This window comes from Ochrobactrum sp. AN78 (genome assembly GCF_029909885.1).
Taxonomy (GTDB): Bacteria; Pseudomonadota; Alphaproteobacteria; order Rhizobiales; family Rhizobiaceae; genus Brucella; species Brucella quorumnocens.
The window spans coordinates 652,881-670,260 of sequence record NZ_JASAMU010000001.1 but is presented as its reverse complement, the minus strand read 5'-3'; the positions used below and the strand labels follow the sequence as shown (position 1 = coordinate 670,260).

Genomic DNA, 17,380 nt, shown 5'->3' with positions numbered 1-17,380 from the left:
CTTTCTCGAATTAGAGCAGAATATCCGTGTAGAGCTCGGAAGCATCCGGCTCTGGATCGTTTTGAGCGAAATCGGCGGAATCAGCGACGATGTCGCGAACTTCCTTGTCGATTTCCTTCAGCTCTTCTTCAGTGGCCCAGCCCTTTTCGATCAGGCGCTGTTTTACCTGTTCGATAGGATCGTGTTCGGAACGCATCTTCTGCACTTCGTCCTTCGAGCGATATTTCGCAGGATCGGACATCGAGTGACCGCGATAACGATAGGTTTCCATTTCAAGGATCAATGGACCCTTGCCGGAACGTGCCCAATCAACAGCGAACTCGGCAGCAGCGGCAACGGCGCGAACGTCCATGCCGTCAACCTTGATGCCCGGAACGTTGAACGAAACACCGCGCTTGGAGAAGTCTGTTTCAGCAGAAGAACGCGAAACTGACGTACCCATCGCATAACGGTTGTTTTCAATCACATAGATCACAGGGAGCTTCCACAGCGAAGCCATGTTGAAGCTTTCATAGACCTGACCCTGATTGGCAGCGCCGTCACCGAAATAGGTCACGGAAACATTGTCATTGCCGCGATACTTGTTCGCGAAGGCAAGACCAGTTCCAAGCGGAACCTGAGCGCCAACGATACCATGGCCGCCGTAAAAGCCTTTCTCTTTCGAGAACATGTGCATGGAGCCGCCCTTGCCCTTGGAGTAACCTCCACGGCGTCCGGTCAACTCGGCCATGACACCACGTGCTTCCATGCCGGTAGCAAGCATGTGACCATGGTCACGGTAGGAAGTGATAATTTGATCGCCTTCCTTCAGCGCTGTCTGCATGCCAACAACAACGGCTTCCTGACCGATGTAAAGATGGCAGAAACCGCCGATGAAGCCCATACCGTAAAGCTGACCGGCCTTTTCTTCGAAACGGCGGATCAACAACATCTCACGATAAGCGGCCAGTTCCTGCTTCTTGTCGAAGTTTGCAGGCGCAGGTGCCTTGGGGGTTGTAACAGAAGACGCCTGCATTTTGCCGGCAGGCGCCCTTTTAGCCCTCGGTGCCATATCTCGCTCCCTTAAGCATCCCCCCGAAAATCGGGATCGATTTTCGGAAGACATGATGCGTCGATTCAAATTACCAGAGCGACCCTTACGCACCCGTAGGGCAAACGGCGCTCTAAGATTGTTGTTCTATTGTGACGTTATACGGGCAATTTACAAGATACAATATGCACCCAGAGCATAGCTGCTATGCCGCCAAGCCTTTAAAAACATATCACAAAAAGACAATTAACTGGATTTGAGTTAATTCGACTTGTCTTCCTTTGAAATGATTATCGTCATTTCGTCGGGATGGGAGAGATTAAGCGCCCTGCGCGCTTGCTCGTCAAGCATATCCTTTTCGATCGACCCATCGCGCAAAAGCGTGACGCGCTTCTCAAGTGCGGCCCTGTCGGCAGTCACTTTCTCAAGCTGCTGGCTAAGCAGGCTTTTCTGTTCTTCAAGCTGAATACGGGAATAAAGACCAAACTCGCCATGATAGGCGTGAAAACCGAAATAGCTAAGAAACGCAGCCGTCAAAATAGGGAGCACAAAGCGCCCGCGGATAGATTTACGTTTCTGCTTGGTCCACATTTCGGCTTCCTTCCCGGATACTCAAAACGGCTTTGATTCTCGTCAAAAAGCCGTCAATCCGATTTCCACCATGAAGCATTATTTTGCTTAACAGAGATTTACCGCAGCCCTATGACGCAAGCTTATCGAGCATATTTCTTTGAAAAGAGGCTTTATTTCAGCGATTGGGCACACAGAATCACAAATGGCAGATAGTGACCTGTTTCCGACATTTGCATCCCTCAGTGACAGGCATCAAAAAAATGTCGGAATCAAAAGACCACTTGCAACTTTATGAATCCAGTGGATTTTTCGAATTTGACGTTTGAAACAGCAACGATGTCATCCGAATTCAAACGTCAAATTCAATCCACTATAGCCGCCATTTGATCATTAATAATTGTGGAAATCACACATCGAGAATGGTCGAGAAGCCACCCATGATCATGCGTTTGCCGTCAAAAGGCATCGTATCGCCCATTTCCTTCATGCGCGGGTCGCTCATCATCTTCTCGTTCGCGGCATCTCTTGTGGCTTTGTCTGGATATTCAAACCACGAGAAGACCACATCCTCATCGGCTGTCGCCTGCACTGCACGGCGAAAATCGGTGACTTTGCCATCGGGTACATCGTCACCCCAGGCTTCGACCATCCGCGTCACGCCAAATTCCTTAAACAGCGCCGACGCTTTGGCGGCATGTTTCTGATATGTGTCCTTGTTCGCCTTAGGAACAGCGACAACAAATCCTTCGATATAAGCCATTTCTCTCTCCCATTTTTTCCGCCCGTTTCATTGACTGCGTTTGCCCTCGGTTCACTTTCCTCTGAAATAGGTCACTAAACTTAACTGGCAACAGCATTTACATTGATATCAATGTAAATTGATTTGTCAAATAAGGCATGACTACCTGCTCAGCGTAAAAAGAAGAGGCTCTGAGCCTCAACGTGTAGGTTGGATGAAGGGCTCGCGTAAAAGGAAATGGTCGAAAAAAGAATCGTTGGGCAGTCACCGCTGCGCTGTTACCGAATGCCATAAGGTAGGAGCGAGATCATAACCACTTCCCTCCCAGCTTTCTGAAGAAACTGCATTCCACGATGCATTGCTGTTCCAAAAGCTGACGATCTCATCGGCGCTCATATAGTTATAGTATCGCCCAAGTGCGTCATAACCTTCTCCTGGGCCATCCTTAAAACTCGCCCATAACCAACCGCCGGGCTTTAGTGCACGGTGCATACGCCGCACAATATCGGGTAGGTCTGCACGATTTGCATGGAGAAGCGAAGCAGATGCATAGATGGCGTCATAACGCTCGACCGCCTCAAGTTCATGGAACAGCATCTGTTTAACGGGGCGCTTCAAAAGCAATGCAGCTTCTGCAGCGAGTTCTCCTGAACCATCGGTCGGATCGACGTCAAAGCCTTGTTCGAGCATAGCTTTAGCATCCTGGCCGCTCCCTGTGCCAAGCTCAAGAACAAGACCTGTAGGCCGCACGAGTATGAGAAAACTCTCCAGTCTTGGATTAACGCTGGAACGGGCTGCATAGGCGGCTGCATTATTCGCATAAAAACCCAGCGTATCGCTCGACATAACTCTGCTCCCCAATTGCGCCCAGCGCGCTCCTTTAAAAACCAACCAAATATGTCGACACAAAGTCGCAAAGAAAAAGGCGGGCCAAAGCCCGCCTTTTCAACTTATAAAATACTAAAGCTTAGATGAACTTCAGCGCGCTGCGGCCTGCATAGCGAGCCTGCTTGCCAAGTTCTTCTTCGATACGGATGAGCTGGTTGTACTTCGCCGTACGGTCAGAACGAGCCAGCGAACCAGTCTTGATCTGACCGCAGTTGGTTGCAACGGCGAGATCGGCAATGGTCGAATCTTCCGTTTCGCCCGAACGATGGGACATGACAGCGGTGTAACCGGCCTTGTGAGCGGTTTCGACAGCATCCAGCGTTTCGCTGAGCGAACCGATCTGGTTGACCTTGACGAGGATTGAGTTGGCAACACCCATCTTGATACCATCGCGCAGACGAGCCGAGTTGGTGACGAAAAGATCGTCGCCAACGAGCTGACACTTATCGCCGATCAGATCGGTCAGGTATTTCCAGCCTTCCCAATCGTCTTCTGCCATACCGTCTTCAATCGAAACGATTGGGTAATCAGCAGCAAGCTTGGCAAGATACTTGGCCTGAGCCTTTGGATCACGGGTCTTGCGCTCACCTTCGTAGACGTAGTTACCGTCCTTGAAGAATTCAGTCGCAGCGCAATCGAGACCAATTGCAATGTCTTCACCTGGCTTGAATCCAGCCTGTTCAATCGATTCCAGTACGAAATCGAGAGCAGCCTGTGCGCTCTTGAGGTTTGGAGCAAAGCCGCCTTCGTCACCAACATTGGTGTTGTGACCGGCATCCTTCAGGCGCTTTTTGAGCGTGTGGAACACTTCCGAACCATAACGGACAGCTTCGCGGATCGACGAAGCGCCAACTGGCAGGATCATGAATTCCTGGAAGTCGATTGGATTGTCAGCATGCGCGCCACCATTGATGATGTTCATCATTGGAACTGGCAGAACATGGGCGTTGACGCCGCCAACATAGCGGTAGAGTGGAAGGCCGGTTGCCTGTGCGGCAGCCTTGGCGACAGCAAGCGAAACGCCGAGAATTGCATTAGCGCCGAGATTGCCCTTGTTTGGCGTACCATCGAGATCAATCAGTGTCTGATCGATCAGCAGCTGGCTTTCAGCATCGATACCGGCGATTGCGTCGAAGATTTTGCCATTGACCGCTTCAACAGCCTTTTCAACGCCCTTACCGAGATAACGGCTGCCGCCGTCGCGCAGTTCGACAGCTTCGTGTGCGCCAGTCGATGCGCCCGATGGCACAGCAGCGCGGCCAAAAGAGCCGTCTTCAAGCACTACGTCAACTTCGACGGTCGGGTTTCCGCGGCTATCGAGAATCTCGCGGCCAACGATGTCGATGATTGCAGTCATAGGAGCAGGTCCTTCCCAGTAGATTGCCTCGCTCTTTGTCGAGACACATTGAAGAAATCCGATTTCACATCTTCATTATAGAAATAAGAGGCAGAGGAAAATCCCCCGCCTGTGAATTCCTGATGAAATTTTAAATCGATTTAGCAATCCGGTCGAAGGCCATCAGCTTTTCGAGAAGTGCGGCCATTTTATCGATTGGCACCATGTTTGGCCCGTCAGACGGTGCATTGTCCGGGTCCTGATGCGTTTCAATGAAAACACCGGCAACACCAACAGCCACGGCTGCACTTGCAAGTGTCTGGACAAATTCACGTTGACCGCCTGAAGATCCACCCTGCCCGCCGGGTTGCTGCACCGAATGGGTCGCGTCAAAAATCACAGGCGAACCAAAGCCAGCCATGATCGGCAGCGAGCGCATGTCGGAAACAAGTGTGTTGTAACCGAAAGATGCACCACGTTCTGTTGCCAGAACATTCGGATTGCCATTCTCGGTGATCTTGGCAAGCACGTTCTTCATGTCCCAAGGCGCCAGAAACTGGCCCTTCTTAACATTGACCGCACGGCCCGTCTTTGCAGCCGCAACCAGAAGGTCAGTCTGACGGCAAAGAAATGCTGGGATCTGCAGAACATCGACGACCCCAGCGACGGTCGCACACTGTTCTTCGGTATGAATGTCAGTCAGGACGGGGAAGCCGAATTCCTTCTTAAGGTCAGCAAAAACTTCGAGTGCCTTTTCAAGGCCAATACCGCGCTGCGCGCTGAGCGAAGTGCGGTTCGCCTTGTCAAAGCTCGACTTATAAACAAGCCCCATACCAAGCTTATTGGTGATCTCAACCAGTCGGCCAGCCATGTCGAACGCGTGTTCACGGCTTTCCATCTGGCAAGGCCCAGCGATCAGAGCCAGCGGCGCACTATTGGAGAACGTAACATTGCCGATTTTCACGGCAGAATTAGCGGTCGTCATGATTGTGAACCTTCAAATACAAACAATGTCCCCTGACCTGCGGCAGGATAGACGAGAACACGACCATCGCTCTTTGTAAAAGCGATTCCGTTACGAGTGAGGAGTTGCTCAACCGCATAAAGCGAAGCAACCGAGAAAACCAGTCCTGATAGACGTAAGCCACGGCCATGCAGTTCCGGCGACCAACCAAAACAGCGATTAAACTGTGTCGGCGTCATGGCCTCTATATTGGAATTTTTAGCCGTGATTGCCAGGGAACTATCTTCACGTCTCCGAGCAGCGGCATGAAATACGCCCTGCAAGAGATCGGAGAAGTCTTGCGGCTGTTCTTCACACAGCAATATCTCGCGTAAGCCTGTTACGCCATTTTCATGCGTGATCAGGTGCGAACGGTCAGTCTTGGGATATGCCAAACGCTGACAGGTGAAGAAGAATGCATCCGGCGCGCGCAAATCCGCTGCAAAAGCCAGCCGGAAGCTGCCCTTCTCACGTTTCCCTTCCGATGAGATGAAGCTGCGTGAAAACTCGACCATGCGACCGCCGGAAATGCCGCGGCGCTTGAATTCCGCATGATCACCACGCGAATCATCGGTCTTGAAAGCTATCCCGGAAAAGCCGTCATCGCCGTTGCGAAAGCGGTAAGACAAATCACGCTGGATAAAGCTGTTGTTGCGCTGCGCAGCGGCTTCATAAAGCGGTGCGCGGTCCACAGCCAACATTTCGACATAGGTATCGTCTGCAAAGAAACTGCAGACATTGGCAGTACCGAATGGATGTTGCGCAGCCGGCGCCACTGTAAATCCTAAGAGAGAAAGCCTCTTGCGCGCCTCCTTAAGCTGAGCCACCGGCAAAACGAGATGGTCAACTGAACGAGCATTGCGCGCAAGAAGGTTATTCATGCATCAAACCAGTCTACCCTGATCCATCGCAGCAGCGATGAAGGAAGCGAACAGCGGATGCGGCTCGAACGGACGAGATTTCAGTTCCGGATGGTACTGAACGCCGATGAACCATGGATGATCGGCATATTCGACCGTCTCTGGCAGAACGCCATCAGGTGACATGCCAGAGAACACCAAACCGCATTCTTCCAGACGATCCTTATAGTCAACATTCACCTCATAGCGGTGACGATGACGTTCGGAAATATCGGTTGAACCGTAAATCTCAGCAATACGCGTTCCAGCCTTAAGCGTGGATTCGTATGCTCCCAGACGCATGGTGCCACCCAGATCACCTGACTTCGTGCGCTTTTCGAGCATATTGCCCTTGAGCCACTCAGTCATCAGACCGACAACAGGTTCCTTGGTCGGACCGAACTCGGTCGATGAAGCATTTTCGATACCGGCAAGGTTACGCGCGGCTTCGAGACATGCCATCTGCATACCGAAACAGATACCGAAATAAGGCACCTTGCGTTCACGAGCGAACTTTGCGGCAAGAATCTTGCCTTCCGCACCGCGTTCACCAAAGCCACCGGGCACCAGAATGCCGTGTACCTTTTCCAGATGCGGAGCCGGGTCTTCGCTTTCAAAGACTTCAGCTTCGATCCAGTCGAGATTGACCTTGACCTTGTTGGCAATGCCACCATGCTGAAGCGCTTCGATCAGCGACTTATAAGCATCCTTGAGCTCAGTATATTTGCCTACAACGGCAATGGTCACTTCGCCTTCAGGATTATGGATGAGATGGGAAATTTCTTCCCAGCGCTCCATACGAGGCTTCGGAGCAGGCTCGATACCGAAAGCTGCGAGAACTTCGTTATCGAGACCTTCTTTATGATACGCAATCGGCACATCATAAATGGACGAAACATCAAGCGCCTGAATGACTGCGCTTTCACGCACATTACAGAACAGCGACAGCTTGCGACGTTCGGAAGCTGGAATCTCACGATCCGCACGCACCAGAAGAATATCCGGCGCAATACCAATCGAACGCAGTTCCTTGACCGAATGCTGCGTTGGCTTGGTCTTGAGTTCGCCCGCAGCAGGAATGTACGGCATCAGTGTGAGATGGATATAGACCGCGCTGTTGCGTGGCAGTTCATTACCGAGCTGACGAATGGCTTCAAGGAACGGCATGGCTTCGATATCGCCAACCGTACCGCCGATTTCGCACAGGACGAAGTCATAATCGTCATTGCCTTCAAGGATGAAGTTTTTGATTTCATCAGTGACGTGTGGAATGACCTGAACTGTCGCGCCGAGATAATCGCCACGGCGTTCTTTTTCGATGATATTACGGTAAATGCGACCGGTGGTGATATTGTCCCGCTGATTTGCAGGACGACCGGTGAACCGCTCGTAATGGCCCAGATCAAGGTCTGTTTCAGCACCATCGTCAGTGACGAACACCTCACCATGCTGGTAAGGCGACATCGTGCCAGGGTCGACATTGAGATAAGGGTCGAGTTTACGGATACGCACGCGGTAACCACGTGCCTGAAGGAGTGCAGCTAGAGCTGCTGCGGCAATGCCTTTTCCAAGGGAAGAAACCACGCCGCCTGTGATGAATACATATCGCGCCATGGGCTTATGTCGTTAGACCCTTCTGATTGATTCCGCCACTAAAAAAATGTGCGGTTGGCGTTTTTTCCAGCATCTTCACATCTGATTACGCGCATAAAGCGAAAGGTCAGACGTAAATAACGAAATACGTGTGCGTGAAATTTGACACTTCAGTTTTATACGCGCACAAAAAAAGCCGGGAAGAATCCCGGCCTTTCGGGTATTTTTAAGCAAGATCAGAGAACGACGACTTTTGCGCCCATGCCGACGCGATCATAGAGATCAAGAATGTCGTCATTGGTCATACGGAAGCAACCGTTCGAAGCCGGGCTACCGATTGTCCATGGCTGAGTGGTGCCGTGAATACGGATATACGTATCCTTGTTGCCCTGGAACAGATACATGGCACGTGAACCAAGCGGATTGCCCGGACCACCATCCATGCCGTTCTTGTAACGGCCATACTGCGCAGGATTGCGTTCGATCATTTCCTTGGTAGGAATCCAGCGCGGCCATTCGCGCTTCGCGCTGACGGTCGCGGTTCCCTTGAATTCAAGACCGACTTTGCCAACAGCAATGCCGTAACGGCGAGCAGTGGTCGAGCTTTCAACGAGATAAAGGAAATACTTCGACGGATCGATTACGATCGTACCTGCTTCGTAGCCAGTGAAGGTAACGGACTGCGCCTGATAACGCGGGTCGATGTTGTAGCGGTTAAGGCCGACCTTCTTCGCAGCACCTGCGTTCGAAGCGCTCTTCTTTTTCTTCTTGGCAGGCTTTTCCTTGGTGTCGCTAGCCACAGCGACCTGCTGAACACCTGTTGCCGCAGCGGTAAGCTCGGCTTCAGCACCGGCCACACCTGCAGCAAAACTTGGGCCCGTAAGTCCAATGCAAAGGCTTGCAATGCCAGCCATCAAAATAAAACGTGAAGACATGATCTTTTCCCGAAAACCCAAGCAATGCGGAAAACACCTGTCGCAGTATCGCGTTCAGGCTTTCGCTCTCCATACTGTAAACAGTCGCACTACTCAATTATCCACAATGGCTATCCCGCACGATTCGAGTGGGGCTATTGCCAGCGTGCAACACTTTGCGAACTCAAGTTTAACAAAAAGAAAACCGGCCCTTTCGAGTCGGTTTTCAAATTTCTGAGATTATAAAGCTCGTTACTGGGAGCTTGGAACCTGTGGAGCCTGCGGCTGCGTGCTGTCAGGCTGCGTTGGTGCAGTCGTTGGAGCCGAGCCAGAAGCAGGCGTTTCCGTCTCATTGGTACGCGAAGACTCGCCACCAAGCTGATTGAGAATGCCGCCGCCAGTACCAGTTCCACCGGCTGGAGGATTCTGTGTGCTGCCAGCAGCCGGAATACGGTTCAGAATGTCCGTAGGCTTTTCGCCGTAACGGGCCATGATACCGAGAACAAGCGAAGTGGCAAAAAAGCCAATCGCGAGAATAGCTGTCGTACGGGTCAGCGCATTAGCTGCGCCGCGTGCCGTCATAAAGCCCGAACCACCGCCGATACCAAGGCCACCGCCTTCGGAACGCTGGATGAGCACAACGCCAACAAGCGCCAGAACGATCAACAAATGAATGACGATGACTATGGTCTGCATAGGTTACGGTCTTTATATCTCTGGACTAATGCGTAACCGGGAAAAACCACAAGATTTCCGCCCCGGATAGCGATGATACAAATAGATAGAGCGGCTCTTTACACGCTATTGTGTGATAATCCAAGCCCTCTGCCCCAGATAGATTGGCCCCAGATAAACTGAGGACGCAGATACTTCTCACAGATTGCGATAGGTTTCGCATATGGCGAGGAAGTCCGTTGCTTTCAAGCTGGCTCCGCCCACCAATGCGCCATCAACATCGGGCACGCTCAGCAATTCAATGGCGTTGGCCGGTTTAACCGAACCGCCATACAGAAGACGCAAGTGCGCACCACTGGCACCGAAGCGCTCGGTCAGCTTCTCACGTATAAAAGCGTGAGCGGCGCGAACGTCTTGCACAGTTGGCGTCAAGCCTGTGCCAATTGCCCAAACTGGTTCATAGGCAACAATAGTCTTTTCGGCTTTCACACCTTCTGGAAGTGAAGCGGCAAGCTGATCGCCGATCACGTCAAGCGTGCGGTCTGCCTTGCGCTCGTCAGCCGTTTCGCCAACACAGACAATCGCTATAAGACCAGCTGCCCATGCAGCTTCGGTTTTGCTGCGAACAAGATCATTGGCTTCGCGGTGATCTGTGCGGCGCTCGGAGTGGCCAAGAATGACATGGCTTGCACCAGCTTCTTTAAGCATCTGCGCTGAAACATCGCCGGTATGCGCGCCCGACACCTTTGGATGACAATCCTGTCCACCCAATGCAACGGTTTCACCTTCAAGCGTTTCAGCCGCTCGTGAGAGCAATGTAGCAGGAACGCAGATGACAGCGTCAAGCTTACGACCCAGATCGGAACTCAGGCCCGCAGCAATCGCGCGCAGTTCCGTTAGGGATTCTCCCGTGCCATTCATTTTCCAGTTGCCAGCAACCAGCGGACGGATTCCCGGAGTCATATCATTCTCCTCGCCTTGAACGGCGCCAACCTGCTAAAACAGGTATGCGGCGCCAAATTTTGCCACTGACTAAGCGTATTCGTCACGCAATGCAACGTTCTTGGTGGTCTATACTCAATGAGAACTTGCATCGGGGCCTAGCTTAAGGTTATCCCCTCACACGGCTTATCTTTATCGATGGCCGGGCTATGTTTTGTTCTTAAAGGGTTTCCAATGCTCGACAGTATGCGTGATGCCGCCAGATCCTGGGTTGCTAAGCTTCTTCTCGGCCTCCTCGTTCTGAGTTTTGCAGTCTGGGGCATCGCAGATGCATTCCGGGGCGACACGTCTGGCAGTGCAGCGCTCAGCGCTGGCAAGTCGGAAGTGAGCGCAACAGATTATCGCTTTGCCTATGAGCAACAGCTGATGCGTTTGTCGCAGCAGTTCCGTCAGCGACTGACCCGTGAACAGGCTCAACAGCTCGGCGTTGAAAATCAGGTTCTGGCACAGCTCGCAGCTGGCGTCGTCCTGGATGAACAGGCTCGCAACATGCAGCTTGGTCTTTCCAAAGATGGTATCGCGCGTCTAACTGGTGAAGATCCATCATTTCAGGATGCAAGTGGCAATTTTAGCCGTGCCCAGTTTGATGCGGTTTTGCGTCAGTCCAACATTCGTGCGCAGGACTATCTCGACAATCGTGCAAAAGTTGCTCGTCGCCAGCAGGTTGTTGAAGCCGCTACCGATGGCTTGAAAATGCCGAATACTATGTTGAAAGCGCTTGCTCTTTATCAGGGTGAAAGCCGCAGCGCCGATTACATCACCATTCCTGCCGAAAAAGCCGATGCAGTTCCTGCCCCATCTGATGAAGCTCTCAAGGCTTACTTTGATGAGCACAAGGATGAATACAAGGCTCCAGAATATCGCAAGATCACCTATGTGAAGCTTGAGCCTTCGGACATTGCCGATGCAGCTGCAGTCACGCAGGACGAAATCAACGAGTATTATGAAAAGAATAAGAGCCGCTTCAGCACCACTGAAACGCGCACCATCGAACAGTTGAACTTTGCAGACGAAGCTGCAGCTCAAGCCGCGCAGCAGAAAATTACAGCTGGTACGAGCTTTGTTGATATCGGCAAAGAACAAGGCAAGAGCGAAGCCGATCTGGTTCTCGGAACCTTTGAAAAGTCTGCTCTTCCTGATGCGACTATCGCTGAGGCAGCATTTGCACTCAACGAAGGCGGTGTAAGCGACGTGGTCAAGGGTGCATTCGGCCCGGTTATCCTCCGTGTCACCAAGGTGAATGCAGCGAACGTCAAGTCGCTATCGGACGTTGAAGGCGAAATTCGCGATACCGTTGCAACCAACATTGCAATCAGCAGCATCAACGGCATTCACGATTCCTACGAACAGCAGCGTTCAGACGGCGCAAGCATGGTCGAAGTTGCCAAGGGTTTGAGCCTCAAGACTGTCACTATCGAATCCGTTGATGCCGAAGGCAACGATCCTGCCGGCAACGCTGTTGAACTACCAAACTCCGAAGCGCTTCTCGCTGCTGCATTCCAAGCTGAACAAGGCTTTGACAACGACGCTCTGACAATGGGCAATACCGGCTACCTTTGGTATCAAATCGATGGCACCACCCCTGCTCGCGACCGCACGCTTGACGAAGTCAAGGACAAGGTCGTAGCAGCATGGAAGGGTGACGAGGCTGTGAAGCGCCTGAACCAGCGCATGGAAAATCTGAAGAAGCGCCTCGACGGCGGTGAAACGCTTGACGCGATTGCCGCAGAAGCGGGTGTTGAAAAGCAGACCAAGCGCGGCATCACTCGGAACACCAACGATGCTGATTTCAGCTCTGCTGCGACCGCACAGGTCTTCCGTGGGCCAAACGATCACACAGGTACGGCTGCAGCTGCATCTGACGATGCACAGATTCTGTTCAAGGTTATCGAAGTCACAGAACCAACTGCTGCGGGTCCGGAAGCAATTCCTGAACAGCAGCAGACCTATCTGTCGACCACGCTTACCGATGACGTTCTCGAACAGCTGGTTGGCGAATTGCAGAAGCAATATCCGGTGCGGATCAACCAGACCGTCATCAACAACGCATTGGCCTTCTGATCAGCGGCGGACATGAAATAATGGCTGACTTAAAACCCTATATCGCCAAGGCTGCCTCCGGTAATCCATTGTCGTTTGAGGATTCCAAAGCAGCCTTTGACATCATGATGTCCGGACAGGCCACCCCATCGCAGATCGGTGGTTTCCTGATGGCTCTCCGCGTTCGTGGTGAAACAGTGCCGGAGATTGCCGGGGCTGTTGCGTCCATGCGTTCGCGCATGTTGCCGGTATCCGCACCAATTAACGCTGTTGATATCGTTGGCACCGGCGGCGATCAGTCCGGCTCCTACAATGTATCGAGCTGCTCGGCTTTCGTCGTCGCAGGTGCAGGCATTCCCGTTGCCAAACACGGCAATCGCGCCCTCTCCTCCCGTTCGGGTGCCGCCGATGCGCTCGCAGCCCTTGGGGTCAACATAGAAGCCGATGCAGATACGATTGGCCGCAGCATCAATGAAGCTGGTCTTGGCTTCATGTTCGCACCGACTCACCATTCCGCTATGCGGCATGTAGGTCCATCGCGTGTTGAACTCGGCACCCGCACGATTTTCAACCTGCTTGGACCGCTATCAAACCCGGCAAGCGTCAAGCGTCAGCTGGTCGGCGTATTTTCGGCAGAATGGGTCGAGCCTTTGGCGCAGGTCCTCAAAGAACTTGGTTCTGAAACCGCATGGGTTGTCTATGGCGATGGTCTAGATGAGATGACTACGGCAGGCACCACGAAAATCGCAGCGCTTGAACACGGTACGATTCGCACATTCGAGATTGAGCCTGAAGATGTGGGCTTGCGCCGTGTCGATATGTTGGAACTCAAGGGCGGCGAAGCCGAAGTAAACGCCAGAGCTCTGCTTGGCGTTCTCGAAGGAGATCAAAACGCCTATCGCGATATCGTGTTGCTGAATTCTGCGGCAGCACTCGTCATTTCAGGTAAGGCAAAAGACTTGAAGGACGGCATTGCTCTTGCCGCGCAATCTATCGACAGCGGTTCAGCACTTGCAGTCCTGCAAAAAGTTATCGCCGTCTCCAACGACAAACCGCTCTGACGGAGAGGATCAAACCATGTCCACCGACATTCTGCGGAAAATCGAAGCTTATAAGCGCGAAGAGATCGCTGTCGCCAAGGCTCGCCTTCCACTTGAAGAAGTAAAAGCGCAGGCTAAGGATCAGCCTGCGACACGCGGCTTCTTGAAGGCACTTGAAGCAAAGCGCGCTGCAAACAAGTTTGCGCTTATCGCCGAGATTAAAAAGGCAAGCCCGTCGAAGGGCCTTATTCGCCCGGATTTCAATCCACCGGCACTGGCCAAGGCCTATGAAGAAGGCGGTGCTGCCTGTCTTTCCGTGCTGACCGATAAGCCATCCTTTCAGGGGGCACCAGAGTTTCTGACGGCTGCACGCGATGCCTGCTCTCTGCCAGCTCTGCGCAAGGATTTCCTTTTCGATACCTATCAGGTCTATGAAGCGCGCAGCTGGGGTGCAGACTGTATTCTGATCATTCTCGCAAGCGTCGATGACAATCTCGCCAAGGCGCTTGAAGAAACCGCATTTGAACTCGGCATGGATGCATTGATTGAAGTGCACGACGAAGAGGAAACAGAACGCGCGCTCAAGCTCTCTTCGCGCCTCGTCGGCGTCAACAATCGCAACCTGCGCACATTTGAAGTCGACCTCGCGGTTTCCGAACGTCTCGCAAAGATGGTTCCTTCCGATCGCCTGCTGGTCGGCGAAAGCGGCATCTTCACCCATGATGATTGCCTGCGTCTCGAAAAATCGAATATCGGCACCTTCCTCATCGGCGAAAGCCTGATGCGCAAAGATGATGTTGCGACCGCAACCCGCGAACTTCTGACCGGCAAGGCCTGAGATATGGCGACCAAGCTCACCCATATCGACCAGACAGGCGCTGCCCATATGGTCGATGTTGGGGACAAGTTTGAGACTGAACGTCAGGCCACGGCAGAAGGCGCAGTCAGGATGAAGCCGGAAACGCTGGCGCTTATTCTGGAAGGCAATGCAGCCAAGGGTGACGTTATCGGCGCCGCACGGTTCGCTGGTATTATGGCCGCAAAGAAAACGGCAGATCTTATTCCGCTTTGCCACCCTCTGATGTTGACAAAAGTATCGGTTGATATCGAGCCTGATCTGACACTTCCTGGTCTGCGTATTCGTGCTACTGCAAAGCTTAAAGGCCGCACTGGTGTAGAGATGGAAGCCTTGACTGCCGTTTCCGTCACCTGCCTGACCATTTACGACATGGCCAAAGCAGTTGATCGCCATATGGAGATCACCGACATCCGTGTTTCGGCAAAAAGCGGCGGCAAGTCAGGCGACTGGAAAGCCTGAACATTCAGACGAGAGGAAACCCTATGTCCCTTCTCCCGGTCGATGAAGCACTTGCCCGCATCCTAAGCGCGGCTGAGCCGCATGGTTTTGAGCAGATACCACTTGCTTCAGCCGGAGGCCGTGTTGTTACCGAGCAGGTCACTGCGAAACTGCTCCAGCCGCCATTTGATTGTTCCGCCATGGATGGCTATGCGCTCATCGCGCCTCAGAATGTTGAATATCCGATTGAACTTACAGTGATCGGCGAATCGGCCGCTGGAAAAAGATTTGAAGGCAAGCTTGCCGCCGGTGAAGCTGTGCGTATTTTCACCGGCGCACCTATGCCAGTTGGCGCTGACTGCATCGTCATTCAAGAAGACACCGAGCGTTCTGGTGACAAACTGACGATCCAACAAGGGCTTGATAAAGGCCGCCACATTCGGCGTGCGGGCCTCGACTTTGCACCCGGCGACACTGTTCTTCCAGTTGGATGCGAACTTGACGCCCCGGCGCTATCTCTTGCTGCAGCGAGCGGCAATGCAACGATTTCTGTTTTCAAGCAGCCGCGAATTGCCATTCTCGCCACAGGCGACGAGCTCGTCCCACCCGGAACAATTCCCGGACCTGATCAAATTGTGGCCTCCAATAGCGTGGGAATAGCCGAGATCGTGCGTCGCGCAGGTGGCAAGCCTGAAGACATGGGCATCATCGTTGACGACCCCGCCAAAATCGAATCAGCGATAAGCCAAGTGCTCGACGATGGCATCGATATCCTTGTCACTATCGGTGGCGCATCAGTAGGTGATCGTGATTACGTGCATGGCGCGTTGAAAAACAGCGGTGTTGATCTCGATTTCTGGAAAATTGCCATGCGACCCGGCAAACCGCTGATGTATGGCCGCAAGACAGTTTCAGGCAAAACAGTGCACGTCATCGGCCTGCCGGGAAACCCTGTTTCTAGCCTCGTTTGCGGCCTCGTATTTCTACGTCCATTGGTAGCCAAGCTATCCGGCACGGATTTGACCGCAGATATTCGTCCCGCAAAGCTTGGTCAGGCGATGAATTCTAATGATCACCGGCGCGATTTTGTTCGGGCAACAGTCGAACAGGACACTGATGGAACATTGATCGCAACACCTTTTCCTCTCCAGGATTCGTCGATGCTTTCTGCCTTAGTCCGCTCCAATGCGCTGCTAATCAGAGATGAAAATGCACCAGCTGCAGCGACCGGTGAATCGTGCTTGATATTGATGCTGTAACGAACCTATCCAATTCCGCCAGTCCGTTAATCATTTTAAAACCATTGCAGAACAAGACTGGAACATATAGTGTTCGTTCTGGTTTTGTTTTTATTTGATTCTGGTCTGGAGGGTGTAGCGCATGTTGACCCGTAAACAGCACGAGCTTCTGCTGTTCATTCATGAACGTCTAAAAGAGACGGGCATTCCTCCGTCTTTCGACGAGATGAAAGAGGCTCTCGATTTAGCCTCGAAATCGGGCATTCATCGGCTCATCACAGCGCTGGAAGAACGCGGTTTCATTCGCAGACTCCCAAATCGGGCGCGTGCACTGGAAGTGCTCCGTCTGCCAGATTCCATTGCTCCCGGACTGAATTCGCAAAAGAAATTTGCGCCAAGTGTGATCGAAGGCAGTCTGGGCAAGATGCCACCTGCCCCCGTGCCTGCGCGCCCTGCTCCGACAACAGCCAATGACGACGTATCGACCATGGTTTCCATCCCTGTGATGGGTCGTATCGCTGCTGGCGTACCAATCTCGGCGATCCAGAATCAGACCCATTCGCTCAGCCTTCCGCCAGAAATGATTGGTGCAGGTGAACACTACGCGCTTGAGGTCAAGGGCGACTCGATGATCGAAGCCGGAATTTTCGATGGTGATACTGTCATCATCAAGCGCGGCGACACAGCCAATCCAGGCGAAATCATCGTTGCACTGGTGGATGACGAAGAAGCGACGCTGAAACGTTTCCGCCGCAAAGGTGCATCCATTGCGCTCGAAGCTGCAAACCCTGCCTATGAGACGCGGATATTCGGTCCTGACCGTGTTCGTGTGCAGGGCAAGCTGATCGGTCTGATCCGACGCTACTAGAGCGCCGTGCGCCCTCTTGGGCGCACGAAGAACGCTCTCAACTATTGAATCTACCCATCCTGAAATGTGTAAAGCATTTTTCGGACAAGATGCGCACTAGAGCATATCTCCCAAAAGTTGGAACCGGTTTTGGTATAAAGATATGCGTAAAAACAAACAGTTAGACGCATTTCTAACGATTCATCTTAAACAGGAAATGCGCTAGGATAAAAACTTAGAGCGTTTTTGTTAAATCAAAGAAACGC

The 17,380-nt window shown here is 52.5% G+C and carries 17 protein-coding genes; 6 read left to right on the top strand and 11 right to left on the bottom strand.

Annotated features, from left to right (window positions below):
* Positions 1 to 10: 10 nt before the first annotated feature.
* The 11 genes from pdhA to tpiA all read right to left on the bottom strand — a co-directional run bounded on the left by pdhA (position 11) and on the right by tpiA (position 10,613).
* A complete protein-coding gene (pdhA, locus tag QBD00_RS03235; RefSeq protein ID WP_095446733.1) occupies positions 11 to 1,051 on the bottom strand; it encodes a pyruvate dehydrogenase (acetyl-transferring) E1 component subunit alpha in 1,041 nt (346 codons plus the stop codon).
* 240 nt (positions 1,052 to 1,291) lie between these two features.
* Complete coding sequence (locus QBD00_RS03230; RefSeq protein WP_095446734.1) at positions 1,292 to 1,621, bottom strand: FtsB family cell division protein; 330 nt, start codon at positions 1,619 to 1,621, stop codon at positions 1,292 to 1,294.
* Between the two features lie 388 nt (positions 1,622 to 2,009).
* On the bottom strand, positions 2,010 to 2,363 hold the full coding sequence (locus tag QBD00_RS03225) for a DUF1428 domain-containing protein (RefSeq protein ID WP_095446735.1): 354 nt from the start codon (positions 2,361 to 2,363) through the stop codon (positions 2,010 to 2,012).
* Positions 2,364 to 2,606: 243 nt separating this feature from the next.
* Entirely contained in the window at positions 2,607 to 3,188 is a 582-nt protein-coding gene (locus QBD00_RS03220) for a class I SAM-dependent methyltransferase (RefSeq protein ID WP_318578628.1), read from the bottom strand.
* 121 nt (positions 3,189 to 3,309) lie between these two features.
* Entirely contained in the window at positions 3,310 to 4,587 is a 1,278-nt protein-coding gene (gene eno, locus QBD00_RS03215; protein WP_095446737.1) for a phosphopyruvate hydratase, read from the bottom strand.
* A 130-nt stretch (positions 4,588 to 4,717) separates the two neighbouring features.
* Entirely contained in the window at positions 4,718 to 5,551 is an 834-nt protein-coding gene (gene kdsA / locus QBD00_RS03210) for a 3-deoxy-8-phosphooctulonate synthase (RefSeq protein WP_318578627.1), read from the bottom strand.
* Positions 5,548 to 6,450 carry a VOC family protein gene (locus tag QBD00_RS03205; RefSeq protein ID WP_318578626.1) on the bottom strand — a complete coding sequence of 301 codons (903 nt, stop codon included), beginning with the start codon at positions 6,448 to 6,450 and terminating at the stop codon, positions 5,548 to 5,550. Before QBD00_RS03205 ends, kdsA begins: the two co-directional genes overlap by 4 nt.
* Positions 6,451 to 6,453: 3 nt before the next feature.
* On the bottom strand, positions 6,454 to 8,082 hold the full coding sequence (locus QBD00_RS03200) for a CTP synthase (protein WP_095446740.1): 1,629 nt from the start codon (positions 8,080 to 8,082) through the stop codon (positions 6,454 to 6,456).
* Between the two features lie 215 nt (positions 8,083 to 8,297).
* A complete protein-coding gene (locus tag QBD00_RS03195) occupies positions 8,298 to 8,996 on the bottom strand; it encodes a L,D-transpeptidase (protein WP_318578625.1) in 699 nt (232 codons plus the stop codon).
* 231 nt (positions 8,997 to 9,227) lie between these two features.
* Positions 9,228 to 9,671, bottom strand: coding sequence for a preprotein translocase subunit SecG (gene secG, locus QBD00_RS03190; protein ID WP_095446742.1), 444 nt, complete (start codon positions 9,669 to 9,671; stop codon positions 9,228 to 9,230).
* Positions 9,672 to 9,848: 177 nt separating this feature from the next.
* On the bottom strand, positions 9,849 to 10,613 hold the full coding sequence (tpiA, locus tag QBD00_RS03185) for a triose-phosphate isomerase (protein ID WP_318578624.1): 765 nt from the start codon (positions 10,611 to 10,613) through the stop codon (positions 9,849 to 9,851).
* Between the two features lie 213 nt (positions 10,614 to 10,826).
* Between tpiA and QBD00_RS03180 the strand changes: the two genes are divergently transcribed.
* The 6 genes from QBD00_RS03180 (at position 10,827) to lexA (ending at position 17,135) form a co-directional block, all read left to right on the top strand.
* Positions 10,827 to 12,713 carry a peptidyl-prolyl cis-trans isomerase gene (locus QBD00_RS03180; protein ID WP_318578623.1) on the top strand — a complete coding sequence of 629 codons (1,887 nt, stop codon included), beginning with the start codon at positions 10,827 to 10,829 and terminating at the stop codon, positions 12,711 to 12,713.
* A gap of 20 nt (positions 12,714 to 12,733) precedes the next feature.
* Positions 12,734 to 13,753: an anthranilate phosphoribosyltransferase gene (gene trpD / locus QBD00_RS03175; RefSeq protein ID WP_318578622.1), complete on the top strand. Its 1,020-nt coding sequence runs from the start codon at positions 12,734 to 12,736 to the stop codon at positions 13,751 to 13,753.
* Between the two features lie 16 nt (positions 13,754 to 13,769).
* On the top strand, positions 13,770 to 14,570 hold the full coding sequence (gene trpC, locus QBD00_RS03170) for an indole-3-glycerol phosphate synthase TrpC (protein WP_151093656.1): 801 nt from the start codon (positions 13,770 to 13,772) through the stop codon (positions 14,568 to 14,570).
* Between the two features lie 3 nt (positions 14,571 to 14,573).
* Positions 14,574 to 15,050: a cyclic pyranopterin monophosphate synthase MoaC gene (gene moaC / locus QBD00_RS03165; protein ID WP_318578621.1), complete on the top strand. Its 477-nt coding sequence runs from the start codon at positions 14,574 to 14,576 to the stop codon at positions 15,048 to 15,050.
* Positions 15,051 to 15,073: 23 nt separating this feature from the next.
* Positions 15,074 to 16,288, top strand: a complete 1,215-nt coding sequence (glp, locus tag QBD00_RS03160) for a gephyrin-like molybdotransferase Glp (protein WP_318578620.1) — start codon at positions 15,074 to 15,076, stop codon at positions 16,286 to 16,288.
* Positions 16,289 to 16,409: 121 nt separating this feature from the next.
* Positions 16,410 to 17,135: a transcriptional repressor LexA gene (lexA, locus tag QBD00_RS03155; protein ID WP_151093652.1), complete on the top strand. Its 726-nt coding sequence runs from the start codon at positions 16,410 to 16,412 to the stop codon at positions 17,133 to 17,135.
* Positions 17,136 to 17,380 lie beyond the last annotated feature (245 nt).

What these genes read in the sequence shown, in the direction of transcription:
- pdhA (WP_095446733.1), bottom strand. Translation starts at nt 1,051, where the DNA reads ATGGCACCGAGGGCTAAAAGGGCGCCTGCCGGCAAAATGCAGGCGTCT.
- QBD00_RS03230 (WP_095446734.1), bottom strand. Translation starts at nt 1,621, where the DNA reads ATGTGGACCAAGCAGAAACGTAAATCTATCCGCGGGCGCTTTGTGCTC.
- QBD00_RS03225 (WP_095446735.1), bottom strand. Translation starts at nt 2,363, where the DNA reads ATGGCTTATATCGAAGGATTTGTTGTCGCTGTTCCTAAGGCGAACAAG.
- QBD00_RS03220 (WP_318578628.1), bottom strand. Translation starts at nt 3,188, where the DNA reads ATGTCGAGCGATACGCTGGGTTTTTATGCGAATAATGCAGCCGCCTAT.
- eno (WP_095446737.1), bottom strand. Translation starts at nt 4,587, where the DNA reads ATGACTGCAATCATCGACATCGTTGGCCGCGAGATTCTCGATAGCCGC.
- kdsA (WP_318578627.1), bottom strand. Translation starts at nt 5,551, where the DNA reads ATGACGACCGCTAATTCTGCCGTGAAAATCGGCAATGTTACGTTCTCC.
- QBD00_RS03205 (WP_318578626.1), bottom strand. Translation starts at nt 6,450, where the DNA reads ATGAATAACCTTCTTGCGCGCAATGCTCGTTCAGTTGACCATCTCGTT.
- QBD00_RS03200 (WP_095446740.1), bottom strand. Translation starts at nt 8,082, where the DNA reads ATGGCGCGATATGTATTCATCACAGGCGGCGTGGTTTCTTCCCTTGGA.
- QBD00_RS03195 (WP_318578625.1), bottom strand. Translation starts at nt 8,996, where the DNA reads ATGTCTTCACGTTTTATTTTGATGGCTGGCATTGCAAGCCTTTGCATT.
- secG (WP_095446742.1), bottom strand. Translation starts at nt 9,671, where the DNA reads ATGCAGACCATAGTCATCGTCATTCATTTGTTGATCGTTCTGGCGCTT.
- tpiA (WP_318578624.1), bottom strand. Translation starts at nt 10,613, where the DNA reads ATGACTCCGGGAATCCGTCCGCTGGTTGCTGGCAACTGGAAAATGAAT.
- QBD00_RS03180 (WP_318578623.1), top strand. Translation starts at nt 10,827, where the DNA reads ATGCTCGACAGTATGCGTGATGCCGCCAGATCCTGGGTTGCTAAGCTT.
- trpD (WP_318578622.1), top strand. Translation starts at nt 12,734, where the DNA reads ATGGCTGACTTAAAACCCTATATCGCCAAGGCTGCCTCCGGTAATCCA.
- trpC (WP_151093656.1), top strand. Translation starts at nt 13,770, where the DNA reads ATGTCCACCGACATTCTGCGGAAAATCGAAGCTTATAAGCGCGAAGAG.
- moaC (WP_318578621.1), top strand. Translation starts at nt 14,574, where the DNA reads ATGGCGACCAAGCTCACCCATATCGACCAGACAGGCGCTGCCCATATG.
- glp (WP_318578620.1), top strand. Translation starts at nt 15,074, where the DNA reads ATGTCCCTTCTCCCGGTCGATGAAGCACTTGCCCGCATCCTAAGCGCG.
- lexA (WP_151093652.1), top strand. Translation starts at nt 16,410, where the DNA reads ATGTTGACCCGTAAACAGCACGAGCTTCTGCTGTTCATTCATGAACGT.